Origin of the sequence: Myroides odoratus (genome assembly GCF_965118575.1) — a bacterium.
GTDB classification, from domain to species: Bacteria; Bacteroidota; Bacteroidia; order Flavobacteriales; family Flavobacteriaceae; genus Flavobacterium; species Flavobacterium odoratum_B.
Genome location: NZ_CBCPHW010000023.1, coordinates 1 through 13,422, shown reverse-complemented (window position 1 = coordinate 13,422; position 13,422 = coordinate 1). Strand labels below are relative to the sequence as shown.

13 protein-coding genes are annotated in these 13,422 nt (G+C 34.0%); 3 read left to right on the top strand and 10 right to left on the bottom strand.

Translation table 11 applies throughout. From position 1 onward, the window contains the following. The first annotated feature begins 30 nt into the window (after positions 1-30). Positions 31-1,122, top strand: a complete 1,092-nt coding sequence (locus ACMHJ2_RS15700) for a hypothetical protein (RefSeq protein ID WP_413513816.1) — start codon at positions 31-33, stop codon at positions 1,120-1,122. A gap of 150 nt (positions 1,123-1,272) precedes the next feature. Here ACMHJ2_RS15700 and ACMHJ2_RS15695 read toward each other — a convergent pair whose 3' ends face one another. Continuing rightward, a complete protein-coding gene (locus ACMHJ2_RS15695; RefSeq protein ID WP_413513815.1) occupies positions 1,273-2,235 on the bottom strand; it encodes a transketolase family protein in 963 nt (320 codons plus the stop codon). Positions 2,236-2,256: 21 nt separating this feature from the next. Beyond that, on the bottom strand, positions 2,257-3,108 hold the full coding sequence (locus ACMHJ2_RS15690) for a transketolase (RefSeq protein WP_413513814.1): 852 nt from the start codon (positions 3,106-3,108) through the stop codon (positions 2,257-2,259). Between the two features lie 167 nt (positions 3,109-3,275). Between ACMHJ2_RS15690 and ACMHJ2_RS15685 the strand changes: the two genes are divergently transcribed. After that, complete coding sequence (locus tag ACMHJ2_RS15685; protein ID WP_413513813.1) at positions 3,276-4,049, top strand: ABC transporter ATP-binding protein; 774 nt, start codon at positions 3,276-3,278, stop codon at positions 4,047-4,049. Here ACMHJ2_RS15685 and ACMHJ2_RS15680 read toward each other — a convergent pair. The 3 genes from ACMHJ2_RS15680 to ACMHJ2_RS15670 are packed head-to-tail and all read right to left on the bottom strand — an operon-like array spanning position 4,033 to position 6,437. After that, complete coding sequence (locus ACMHJ2_RS15680; RefSeq protein ID WP_413513812.1) at positions 4,033-5,034, bottom strand: cation diffusion facilitator family transporter; 1,002 nt, start codon at positions 5,032-5,034, stop codon at positions 4,033-4,035. The two genes, ACMHJ2_RS15685 and ACMHJ2_RS15680, sit on opposite strands and share 17 nt — an antisense overlap. Positions 5,035-5,045: 11 nt before the next feature. Next, positions 5,046-5,609, bottom strand: a complete 564-nt coding sequence (locus ACMHJ2_RS15675) for a pseudouridine synthase (protein WP_413513811.1) — start codon at positions 5,607-5,609, stop codon at positions 5,046-5,048. Positions 5,610-5,621: 12 nt separating this feature from the next. After that, positions 5,622-6,437, bottom strand: a complete 816-nt coding sequence (locus ACMHJ2_RS15670) for an alpha/beta hydrolase family protein (RefSeq protein WP_413513810.1) — start codon at positions 6,435-6,437, stop codon at positions 5,622-5,624. A gap of 201 nt (positions 6,438-6,638) precedes the next feature. Here ACMHJ2_RS15670 and pepT point away from each other — a divergent pair, with 201 nt between their 5' ends. Next, the gene (pepT, locus tag ACMHJ2_RS15665) at positions 6,639-7,886 is read left to right on the top strand and encodes a peptidase T (RefSeq protein WP_413513809.1); all 1,248 of its coding nucleotides are present in this window, start codon (positions 6,639-6,641) and stop codon (positions 7,884-7,886) included. Positions 7,887-7,963: 77 nt separating this feature from the next. On the opposite strand, the gene ACMHJ2_RS15660 is transcribed toward pepT, so the two are convergent. From ACMHJ2_RS15660 to ACMHJ2_RS15640, 5 genes are all read right to left on the bottom strand, one after another. Beyond that, positions 7,964-8,626: a hypothetical protein gene (locus tag ACMHJ2_RS15660; protein WP_413513808.1), complete on the bottom strand. Its 663-nt coding sequence runs from the start codon at positions 8,624-8,626 to the stop codon at positions 7,964-7,966. 210 nt (positions 8,627-8,836) lie between these two features. Next, positions 8,837-9,361, bottom strand: a complete 525-nt coding sequence (locus ACMHJ2_RS15655) for a GNAT family N-acetyltransferase (RefSeq protein ID WP_413513807.1) — start codon at positions 9,359-9,361, stop codon at positions 8,837-8,839. Positions 9,362-9,500: 139 nt separating this feature from the next. After that, a complete protein-coding gene (rpsA, locus tag ACMHJ2_RS15650; RefSeq protein ID WP_413513806.1) occupies positions 9,501-11,255 on the bottom strand; it encodes a 30S ribosomal protein S1 in 1,755 nt (584 codons plus the stop codon). 264 nt (positions 11,256-11,519) lie between these two features. After that, positions 11,520-12,542 carry an EamA family transporter gene (locus ACMHJ2_RS15645; protein ID WP_413513805.1) on the bottom strand — a complete coding sequence of 341 codons (1,023 nt, stop codon included), beginning with the start codon at positions 12,540-12,542 and terminating at the stop codon, positions 11,520-11,522. A 2-nt stretch (positions 12,543-12,544) separates the two neighbouring features. Next, positions 12,545-13,018 (bottom strand): Lrp/AsnC family transcriptional regulator, encoded by a 474-nt coding sequence (locus tag ACMHJ2_RS15640; RefSeq protein WP_413513804.1) that lies wholly within the window; start codon positions 13,016-13,018, stop codon positions 12,545-12,547. Positions 13,019-13,422: the final 404 nt, after the last annotated feature.

Below are 13,422 nucleotides of genomic sequence, written 5' to 3'. Positions count from 1 at the left end.
ATCTTGCACTACTAAAATAACTCAAAAATAATGAATAGACTATTTTCTGTTTTAGGGATCTTAACTATTGCTTTTACAGTATCTAACTGTAATAAGAGCGATGATTCTTCAGGGCCTATTATTGAACCACTTAAAGATTCACATAAAGTATACACCGAAAACATTAATTCAATCGAAAAGTATTTGAAAAACAACTACATGGTTGAAAGTAATGGAATTATCACTTTTGACAGTATTACGAGTCCTGATTATAAAAATCAGCCTCCTATTTTTGAAGATAGTCGTTTGAAAACGGTTGTTGTAAACAATGACGATTATGCTGCATTCTCCTTGGTAGATCCTTATGATCGTACCAAAACTATTTTCAAATATGCGCGATCTGCAGATACGGTTAAATACAAAATGTACTATTTGATCCTCAATGAAGGACAAGGGAAAAAGAGTTCGCCTGTTGATTCAATTTTTGTTAAGCGAATCAACCATACTTTAAAAAATGAGCGCGTGGTCTCTTCAAATCATCCAACAACGGGAGGTTTTTATTCATTTCCGCAAACCATTACAGAGTTAAGAGGAACTACAGCAGCACCTTTACGCATGTATACGGGTGAACGTCAAATGTTGAGTTTTATTAAAACGGCTTTAGACTCAGGGATTAATCCAGATGGCACTGTTTCTTTTGATGAAGCGACTGCTGGACGAATTATAGCATTTATCCCTTCTGGAATTGGTCAATTTAATGCGGGATATTCTAGTTTAAAATCATATCAACCCTATATTGCAGATTTAACTTTAGTTAATACTTTTGAAAGAGACCATGATTTAGATGGTATTCCTACTAAATATGAAGTAAAACCGGAGAAAATAGGAACCGAATTAACCATTCACGATTATTTTGAGTTAGACACCAATAAGGATGCAATACCTAACTTCTTGGATGTTGACGATGATGGAGATGGAGTTCCTACCCGAATAGAACTACAGTATAAGGATGCTAATGGTAAGATTAAACACTACAGCTATGATGCTTCTGAGCTAAAAACATGTTCTGGTACACCGCGCTATTTAGATGCTACTTGTAGACCCTTTTTAGTTGATGGAGAATGGGTTTGGCCTACAAAATAAAAAAATATAAACACAAATAGTCACAGTAAAAAATACAGAAAAACAGGAGTCAATAGAATTAGCTCCTGTTTTTTTTTGCCTTTGAGGGAAAAATACTTCATAAAAAAAGAGATGCTGAAGCATCTCTTTTTTTGTTATTTATAAGTTGTATTATCTCTTAAATTTTCTATTGATCACTAATTCTGCTTTTGCAACGATATTAGTCGCTTTTAAGCCATATTTTTCCATTAATTCATCCGGAGTACCTGATTCACCAAATGTATCTTGTACAGCAACAAATTCTTGTGGTAAAGGGTTGTTTAAAGTAAGAACTCTAGCTACGCTTTCTCCTAATCCTCCTAAGAAATTGTGTTCTTCTGCAGTAACTACACAGCCTGTTTTTGCTACTGAACTCAAAATAGCATCTTCATCCAGCGGTTTAATTGTATGGATATTGATTACCTCCGCAGAAATTCCTTTTTTTTCTAACGTTTGAGCAGCAAGTAAAGCTTCCCAAACTAAATGTCCTGTTGCAAGAATCGTCACATCTTTTCCTTCTTGTAAAAGCACGGCTTTACCAATTTCAAACTTCTCATTCTCGGGCATAAAATTAGGTACAACTGGGCGTCCAAAACGCAAATAAACCGGACCTTCATACGCTGCAATAGCCAAGGTAGCTGCTTTGGTTTGATTGTAATCACACGTATTAATTACAGTCATACCTGGTAACATCTTCATCAATCCAATATCTTCTAGGATTTGATGCGTTGCACCGTCTTCTCCTAGTGTCAATCCAGCATGTGAAGCACATATTTTTACATTTTTCTCAGAATACGCTACAGATTGACGAATTTGATCATACACACGACCAGTAGAAAAATTGGCAAAAGTTCCTGTAAATGGAATTTTCCCTCCAATTGTCATACCCGCAGCAATTCCAATCATATTTGCTTCTGCAATTCCCACTTGAAAAAAACGCGTTGGGTGGTTCTTTTTAAAATCGTCCATTTTTAATGATCCGATCAAATCCGCACACAAGGCTACTACATTTTCATTTGTTTGTCCTAATTCTGTAAGTCCAGCTCCAAAACCTGAACGCGTATCTTTACTTCCTGTATTTGTATATTTTTTCATGATAATTCTAAAGTCAAAAGATTAATAATCTCCAAATGAAGTTTCTGGGTTTTGTTTTAAGGCTTCCTCCAATTGTGCATCGTTAGGTGCTTTTCCATGCCAAGCATGTGTTCCCATCATAAAATCAGCTCCATTCCCCATTTCTGTATGCAATAAGACACAAACTGGTTTGCCTTGTTTTGTCAACGCCTTAGCTTGTTCATATCCTTTCAGAATAGCATCAATCGCATTGCCTTCTTTAATTTCAATTACCGTCCAATCAAAGGCTTCAAATTTTGCTCTAATAGAACCTAAATTCAAAACATCTTCTGTTGCACCGTCAATTTGTTTTCCGTTTAAATCAACAGTAGCAATTAAATTATCTACTTTATTTGCGGAGGCATACATAATCGCTTCCCAATTTTGACCTTCTTGAAGTTCTCCATCTCCCAAAAGCACATAAATCAAATGCTCATCGTTATTCAATTTCTTCGCTTGAGCAGCGCCGATTCCCACAGATAAACCTTGTCCTAAAGATCCAGAGGCCATACGTACACCTGGTAATTTATCATGCGTACAAGGATGCCCTTGCAATCTCGAATTTAACTTTCTGAAAGTAGCTAATTCTGCCACTGGGAAATAGCCACTACGGGCTAATACACTATAAAATACAGGAGAAATATGTCCATTAGATAAAAAGAAAATATCTTCGTCTTCACCATCCATAGTGAATGACTCTTTTCTATCCATAATAGACTGATATAAAGACACTAAATATTCAGCACATCCTAATGAACCTCCAGGATGTCCCGAATTCACTGCATGTACCATTCTAAGAATATCTCTTCTTACTTGTGTAGTTAACTCCGTTAGTTGTTGTGTGTTCGGTTTCATTATTTCGACAATCTAAATTTATTATGCAACAAATATAAAACTTATTTACTGTTCTCTATGTTATAATCCTGTGAATCTAAAAAGTATCTATGCCATTTAAAAGACAATTCTCCTGCAATAAAAAAGATTGTAGTAAGTTTGTATCCTGCTGCTTAAAAACTAGATTCATGTTACAAACAAAAGACTTAACGATTGGTTATCAAAGGGGAAGAAAACAAACGCATGTCATTCAAAAAAATTTAAACCTTCAATTGAATCCCCATACACTAACTACTTTATTAGGTATTAACGGGATTGGAAAATCGACTTTAATACGAACATTATCAGGTCATTTAAAACCTTTAAGCGGTGGTATTTCTCTAAACAATAAAGAATTTACAACTTATGATACCCAAGCCCTTTCCAAAGAGCTTAGTGTAGTATTAACGGATGCCATCCCTCAATCCAATTTAACGGTATTAGAAGTTTTACAAATTAGCAGAACCCCATATCTCAATTGGAAATCAACCCTTACCAATGCGGATAATTATTGGATTGACAAAGCGATTGATCTAACTTCTATTGCTCCATTCGTACAACAATCGCTACTAAGTTTAAGTGATGGACAATTACAGCGTGTACTAATTGCAAGAGCACTTGCTCAAAATACACCGCTTATTATTTTAGATGAACCTTCTAGTCATTTGGATTTAAATCACAAGGTTAAATTATATCAATTGCTTCAATACCTAACACAAAAAGAGAATAAAACAATTCTTTTTTCTAGCCATGATATTGAATTAGCGCTCCAATTTGCAGATGAAGCTATTGTGCTTCAAGAAGATTTTTACACACAAAACACCATCGAAAACTTAATTTCCAATGGTGTCTTTGATCATTTTTTTTCCGATAACGTTTTACAATTTGATCGATTGAATAAACGTTTTACTCTTGCCTTGTAGTACTCGTATGGCGTTTGTTTTTTGAAACATTTTCTATCGTCCATTTCACCTGCTTAACAAAGGGATCTTTTCTAAAGGGACAATCTTGTTTACTACAGATACAGCAAGAAAAAGTTTTGCAATCATCCATATGCACAAATAGCTCCAATTCCGAACCAAAATGTTCACTTATTTCTTTTTCAAGTAATTCAACTTCTTGATGTCCTTCAACGATGGTAAAATACCAGGGAACGGTCATATGACAATCAAAATGCAAAACACTTCCATATTTTATAATTCTCATATTATGCAAGTCAATCCAATTTTCTCTTCGATTAGTTTCAAGATAATCGACTACTTCTTTTAATAGCGCTTCATCCGTTTCATCCATAATTCCCGAAACAGCACCACGAACAATTTTGTAGCCCGTAACAATAATAATTAAAGCAAAAATTAAAGCCACTGCGCTATCTAACCAATCTAACTTGGTAAAATACAGTAAGAGAAGTCCTAGAATAATGCCGATTGTTGAATAGGTATCTGACTGAAGATGTTTTCCACTAGCTACGAGTGCTAAAGATTTATTCAATCTCCCTTTTTTCACCGCATACCAACCTAAAACATAATTGACCACGGCTGTAATTGCGACTAACAATATCCCATAATCCAATTTACCGATAGGTTGAGGATTAACGATATTTCGAATACCTTCAAAAATAATAGCAATTCCTGCCATGATAATCAATCCTCCTTCAATGGTTGCAGAAATAAATTCTACTTTACCGTGACCATACGGATGATTTCGATCTCTTGGTTGAGCAGATAAATAGAGGCTATACAATCCGATAAAACCGCTAATTACATTCACTACACTTTCCAAAGCATCTGTAAAAATTGCTACAGATCGAGTCATATACCACGCTACTAGTTTGATAATAAACAAGAGTACGCCTACTATTGCTATTATTTTTTGAAATTGGTAATTCTCATTTGCTTTACTATGCATAAAACTCAAATTTATAATTCGTGTACTTCTTTTACTTCGCCTACTTGCAAGCCTTCCAATCGAATATCTCCTACTCGAACTCGTACCAATCGCAAGGTAGGAAATCCAACATGTGCTGTCATTTTGCGAACCTGTCTAAATTTGCCTTCAGTCAAAACAAGTCGAATCCAACTCGTAGGACCATGTCTTTCATCGCGTATTCTCCTTCCCACCCCAATCCAATGAGGAACTTCTGCTAATGCAGTAACCTCACAAGGCTTGGTGAAATACTTTTCTCCCTTCACTCCAATTTCAACGCCATTTCTCAATATTTCAATGGCTTCTGCGGTAATTTGACCATCTACTTGTGCATAATACTCTTTTTCGTATTTCTCACTGCGTACACGTTCACTCGTCATACCATCTGTAGTAAGAAGTAACAGCCCTTCAGAATTTTCATCCAATCGTCCAATTGCCATCGTACTTTCAGGAAAGTCAAACAATTCGCCTAGCTTTTTTTTGGTTCTCTTTTTTTCGTAGATGAATTGACTAATATACCCATGAGGCTTATACAAAAGAAAATGCCTGTGCTCCATTTTATTTATCTATTACTTTTCAAATGTGTTTTGGTAAAACGAATTAATTGCTTCGATATAGCCTTGTCCGTGATAGGTATCTGTCATTGCTTGAAATCCTTGGAGATGACCTCCTTTATATAGGACTAATTGATTTTTAGGATTTAAGGGTTTAACGCGATTACTATCATGAGCTGTTGTCAATCCATCGCGGTCACCCGCGATAAATAAAACAGGAATAGATAAACGAGTTAGCGCATGATCGTAGTCTTTGGCCTGTTGGGGTAATTTGGTTTCTTTTTCTAAAAAGCCATCTAATCGCTCCACAATTGTTTTAGGACTAACTACAAATCCATCGGCTATTAAATAATCATAGGATTCAACATCATTGGTCAATACAGCGGAAATTGTTCCCATCGATAAAGCCCAAACGCCAATTTTTGTAGTAAATTTTTCTTTTGTATAGGTTACAACGGCTTGTAAATCGGTTGCAAATTCATCGTAATACAAAACATTTTCATCCATTTCAAAATCTGCACTAGCCCCAAATCCGCGATAATCAAACAGCACAACATTATACCCTTGATTAACAACTTCAATCGCTTGTCTTAGCCAGTAAGACATATTACCCGCATCTCCATAGGCTAGAATCAAGGTTCTATCCAATTTTTTAGCTGAGTCAGGATACAAAACCCATGAATTTAAGGTATATCCATCTTTTGTATTAATCTTCACTTCTTCATATCTAAATTTTGAATTAGCAGGATTATCTGCATACTCCCTTATGGGATTGACAGCACCAAGCAGATTCACAAACAGCAAGGTAAATAAACAAAATAAACACTTCATTTGTACCGATGTTTTTAAATGAAAATCAAAGATACAACAATCCCCTTTTCAGATAATTGCAATCTTTCAAAAAAACAATCTCCTAATAGTATTCTAATATTTTGAAAATAAACGGCAACATTTATTCAATGAAAAAGCCTGTACATTATAAGGCTTTCATTTAATAAATTCATACTTTTGTTAGATATAAAATTTAATACTATGCAACATATTATTGATCGTTTCATCAGTTATGTAACTGTTGATACAGAGTCTGATTCTTCTTCTAACACTTGTCCGAGTACAGAAAAACAATGGGATTTAGCAAACAAATTAGTTGAAGAATTAAAACAAATTGGTCTAGAAGACGTAACAATAGATGAAAACGCATATGTGATGGCTACTTTGCCTAGCAATGTAGAACATGAAGTACCTACTATTGGTTTTATTGCTCACTTTGATACCTCTCCAGATTTTTCTGGCGCCAATGTTAAACCACAAATCATAGAAAACTATGATGGTGGAGATATTGTTTTAAACAAAGAGCAAAACATTATTTTATCGCCTTCTTACTTCAAGGATTTATTACAGTATAAAGGTCAAACTTTAATTACGACAGATGGTACTACGCTATTAGGCGCAGATGACAAAGCAGGAATCACAGAGATTGTTTCTGCCATGGAGTATTTGGTACAACATCCTGAAGTAAAACACGGAAAAATAAGAATTGGTTTTACACCAGATGAGGAGATTGGCCGTGGAGCACATTTATTCGATGTGAAAAAATTCGGTGCTGAATGGGCTTATACCATGGATGGAAGTCAAATTGGAGAATTAGAATACGAAAACTTCAATGCGGGATATGCGAAATTGACTTTTGCAGGTAAAAGTGTTCACCCTGGGTATGCGAAAGGAAAAATGGTTAACTCGATTCTTTTAGCAAACAAATTCATCAACAAATTACCAAAAGATGAAGTTCCACAAAAAACCACGGGTTATGAAGGGTTTTTCCACGTACATACGGTAAGTGGTAGTATTGAAGAATCTGTTGTTGAATTAATCATTCGCGATCACAACCTTAAAAAATACGAACAAAGAAAAGTTTTCATTGACAAGCTAGCTAAAAAATTCAACAAAAAGCACAGCAAAAAATTTGGTGGGCCAATCGTAACCTGCGAAATTGGGGATCAGTACTTCAACATGAAACAAAAAGTTGAGCCAGTGATGCACATCGTTAACACAGCAGAACAAGCGATGAAAGATTTAGGTATTAAGCCTCTTATCAAAGCTATTCGCGGTGGAACAGATGGTTCTCAATTATCTTATATGGGGTTACCTTGTCCAAATATTTTTGCAGGTGGACATAACTTCCATGGAAAATACGAATATGTTCCCGTAGAAAGTATGGTTAAAGCAACCGAAGTTATTGTTAAGATTGCAGAGCTAACAGCTAAAAATGCTTCAAAATAACACTTGTAATATTTTTACATAAAAAAAGGAGATTCGATCGAATCTCCTTTTTGCTTTATTATCTTCCAGTGCCTGAATTATTTCCTATCAAATGCTTCCCTTGACAATCCGATGACTTGATAAAGTTTTGCTTTTAATTGCTCTACTCCAGAATCAATTATAGGCAAATCTTGAAGCTCAATATACTGTTTCAATATACTATCTAAAGCAGACGAATGTTTAAGAAAAAAAATCCCACTGCGATTCTTGTCCTTGTCAACAATTAAACGGGTTAAGTGTTCCATTTCAATTAAATTATTAATCATGTGGACATCCGTTATTTTCGCACGATAACCTTGTAACATGTTCAGAAACACATCCTTCTCATCCCTTTCTTTTGCTTCCAATTTCAGCAAACTGTCTTTGACTACACGATAACTATAAGAAACATCCAATTCCAATTTCATGTAGTTTTTTAAATCTAAACGCTCTAGATATTCTCTAATGAAAAAAGACATAAAAACGGTAAAAACATAAGCGCTACCTACCATTAAAAATGGCATAATGAATATTAAGTCACCCAAATTCAAAGACTTACTAAAGAAAAGTATTCCTCCCATAACGACAATATGTATCGCCAATACGACAAGTGATTTAATTGTCCAAGAGGTATAAGCAACGCGGTAAGCTGCTATAAAAACAAGCAATGGTGTAAATATACCATACGTAACCATTGAACATAAACCAAGTATAAAAAACAAAAGTTTGGGATAATTCCCAAAATCGACTTCTATCCGTATATCTTCCCATAAAAGTTCATTTTCAATTTATAATAAAGCAAAATCATTTGCTATTAATTTATCTAATAATATAGAAAACAGAAACACTTTGAACCAACATTTCTAAAAAAACAAGAAAAACACACGTACTACTTGACTTTTCGTTTTTAACTTTCCTAAGTCAAATACAGCTTATTTCCCTATCGATTTATATTCTGATTGAAGAATGGACATCACTATTTTATCGTGAAAAGCCCCATCGCGCAAACATGCTTCGCGCAATATACCTTCAACTTTAAAACCTGCACGTTCATAGGCCTTAACTCCTCCAATATTAGGTTGAGAAACAGTCAACATAATTCGATTTAGGTTCAACGTTTCAAATCCGTAAGCGACTATCTTTTGTGTAGTAATAGTTCCTACACCTTTTCCCCATTGTGACTTATCTCCAATAAAAATGAAGTATTCGCCACTTCTATTTGACTTAGAGATTCCACTAATTCCAGCATAGCCTATGAGTTGTTGCGTAGATTTTAAATACACCCCAATAGTATACGTATTTTGTTCTACAAACAGACTTTCAAACCATATTTCTATCGACGCTTTGGAAGAGAGGTTCTGAAAAGAACTTAAAGAATATTTTATTACTTCCTCCTCGTTTAACCAAGTAAAAAAAGGTACAACATCCTCTTTTGACAAGGGTTTTAATTCAATCATTTTATTGTATTTTAAGATTCAAATATAACTTTCCTAAATCAAAAAATAGATACTTTATGCATTTATCTATCTCAATAAAAATAGAGCCAAAAAAAAGCCCCTCATTTTCATGAGGGGCTTACTTATATTGAAATAAGGATTAGTTTCCTTTTTCCATTCTTTCTTTTAACTCTGCAAGAGCATCAATATCTCCTAAAGTAGTTTTTTCGCTATTATTTGCTGAATTTTCAGCAGATTTAACGTTTTTCTCCTCTTCCTCGCGGAAAATTGCAGTATGAGAAGCTACTACTCTTTTGAATTCTTTATTAAACTCAATAATTTTGAACTCAGCTGAATCACCTTTTTTCAATTTCTTACCGTCTTCTTTTTCTAAGTGACGAGTTGGAATGAAAGCAACTACATCTTCTTCAAAAACTACAGTAGCCCCTTTGTCAACTAACTCAGAAATCTCACCATTGTGAACTGTTCCTACAGCGTAAGCATCTTCGTATTTATCCCAAGGATTAGCTGTTGTTTGTTTGTGTCCTAAAGATAATTTACGTCCTTCAACGTCTAACTCTAATACAACAACTTCTAATTTATCTCCTACGTTTACAAATTCAGATGGGTGTTTAATTTTCTTAGTCCAAGATAAGTCAGAGATGTAAATTAATCCATCAATTCCTTCTTCTAATTCTACGAATACACCAAAGTTTGTAAAGTTACGAACGATACCCGTATGTTTAGATGCAACAGGATATTTAGTTGTAATATCAGTCCAAGGATCTTGTGATAATTGTTTAATTCCTAAAGACATTTTTCTTTCTTCTCTATCAAGAGTTAAGATAACTGCCTCTACTTCATCTCCTACTTTTACGAAATCTTGCGCTGATCTTAAGTGTGTAGACCAAGACATTTCAGAAACGTGGATTAAACCTTCAACTCCTTCAGCAACTTCGATAAAAGCTCCGTAATCAGCTAAAACAACTACTTTTCCTTTTACTTTATCACCAACACTTAAGTTACCATCTAAAGCATCCCAAGGGTGAGCGTAAAGTTGTTTTAAACCTAATTGGATTCTTGTTTTCTCGTCATCGAAATCTAAAATTACAACATTTAATTTTTGATCTAATTCTAACACCTCACTTGGGTGGTTGATTCTTGACCAAGATAAATCTGTAATATGGATTAATCCGTCAACACCTCCTAAGTCAATGAATACTCCGTAAGAAGTAATGTTTTTAACAACACCTTCTAACACTTGACCTTTTTGTAATTGACCGATAATTTCTTTTTTCTGAACTTCGATATCTGCTTCAATAAGCGCTTTGTGAGATACAACAACGTTTTTGAATTCGTGGTTAATTTTAACAACTTTGAATTCCATTGTTTTGTTTACGTATTGATCGTAATCACGGATCGGCTTAACATCGATTTGAGAACCTGGTAAGAATGCTTCGATTCCGAATACGTCAACGATCATACCACCTTTAGTTCTGCATTTTACGAAACCATTAACAATTTCTCCTGTATCATGAGCAGCGATAACTCTATCCCATGCTTTGATTGTACGAGCTTTTCTGTGAGATAACACTAATTGTCCGTATTTATCTTCTCTTACGTCGATTAATACTTCAACTTTGTCACCTACTTTTAAGTTTGGATTGTAACGGAATTCATTTAATGAAATAACACCTTCAGACTTAGCATTGATATCTACAATCGCATCTCTGTCAGTGATTCTCACTACAATTCCATCAACTACTTCCTCGTCGTTTGTAGAAATAAAAGTTTTGTCTACTAAGCTTTCAAATTCTTTCAATTGAGTTGCATCTACTGCATCGATACCATTTTCATAGTTATCCCAATTAAAATCAGTTAAAAATTCTTCCTGTGTTTTTGTGTTTTCAGACATTTGCTGATAAAAATTTGTATTCTGTTTTATCGCGTTTCTTTATACAGCAGATAAAGGCAGAAGTGGTTTTACATTTATATTACTTTGACTTTTAGTGAAACAATGCTGATCTAAAAGCTGTGCAAAAGTACAACATTTTTTATATGTAAAAAACATATATTGATAATTTTTAATAATCAATCAGCTCAAAATTAAAGTATTAAAAAAAAGCTAACGAATCACTTCGCTAGCTTTAATCAATTTTATAATAATGAAAAAAAAGAATTAATTACTTATAGGGAGTTGTTCTTCGTCTTGTGCATGGATAGAACGCTTTTTTGAGAACCCTTTAAAGAATTTTTTATTCTTGTATAAGTCCCAATTCATCAAGCCAACACTCAACAAGACTACTACTAATCCACCGATTTGAAGGCTAGTAATAACATCATCTGTGAAGAAATAACTCAAGGCAACAGCAACAACGGGATTTACATAAGCATAGGTACTAACTTCAGTTACTGGTCTATTTTGAATCAACCAAATATAAGATCCAAAGGCAAGAATTGATCCAAACGTAATTAGGTACAATAAAGAAAACCATCCTGATGCAGAAATCTCATACACGTCGAATTGCGCATATTCTCCATTTAATAAAGCAACGATTGTAAATAACACGCCCGCAGTAATCATCTGCCACGATGTTTTTACCATCACGTGTAAATCTTCTCCTTGATTTACATTTTTAGCTTTTGAATATTTAGAATACAAAGACCCTACTGTCCAAGCAATCGATCCAAGAATCAATAAAACCATGCAGAACATATTCAACAATCTTTGACTTTCATCTCCTGCAATTGTAATTTGCTCTGCAAATAACATAACAACACCTGTGAACCCCAATATTAATCCTAATATAATAGGTAAACTCGAAAAATTCTGTTTCCATTGGGATTTATCTAAAATAATAAACCACAAGGCGGCAGCAGCAGCCATAATAGCGGCAATACCACTAGATACATGTTGTTCTGCCCAAATTAATGCTCCCATATCAATAAATAACAACAGAAATCCAGTAATACATGCTTGCTTAACTACTGTTTTATTAAAAAGCTTATAACCTCTCATTTTACAATAAGTCAACAAAATCATACTGGCAGCAAAAAAACGCAAAGAGCCTAAAACAAAAGGTGTAAAATCACTCAGTGCTTTATGAATAAAAAAGAAAGTAGATCCCCATACAAAGTACACTACTAAATAGGCACCTAGTACTAATTTATTATTTGTCTGATTTGTAGCTACTGCTTTCATAACTATTCTAACGTATCTGGAATTATTAATTTATTATCTTCTTTTACTGTTTGTAATACTATTATTGTTCTTGTTGAAATGATTCCTTCAATCTTAGATAAGGAATTACGCATTAAATGCACAAGCGCAATAGAATCTGATGTTCTTACTTTTACGATATACCCATCATCACCAGCGATATCGTGAACTTCTAAAACTTCAGGAATCTCAGCTAAAGCTCTACCTGTATTTTCATCTCCGATAATTTCATCTACCTTGATAAAAATAAAAGAAAGCATTTTTTGATTAATCGCATTTGGATTAATTCTTGCATGATAAGCCACAATAGCATCTTTATGCTCTAGTTTCTTTACACGCTCTAACACTGCGGATGGAGCCATTCCAAGCTCACGAGCCAATTCAGAATTATTGATACGAGCATTATCTTGCATCATACGCAGAATTTTCAAATCGATCTCATCTAACTTATATTCCATCCTTCCTTAATTTTATAGTGCAAATGTACTACAAAAGAATTATATACGGAAACAATACATATTAAATGAATAATATTCGGTAGTTAAATATTTGTAAACGAAATTATTCTGTGCATATAGCTAATTTTATATTATCAGCAATACTATTTGGTAAAAAAAACATATCCTAAAAATAAAAAGTATTTTTTCTACATAAAAGCAAAAAAAGCCCTTCATTCAGTAAAGGAAAGAAGAATAATTAATAAAAAATGCAAAATAATAAGGGACAGTTGATGGTTTGAAATTGATTAGAACAAAAAAAGTTTTATGTCTGATATCAAATCTTTTGGATGATGAGGGAGGGAGTGTGAAGAGTTATGAGAAATGTGTTATGGGTTATGAGAAATGTGTTATGAGTGAAGAAT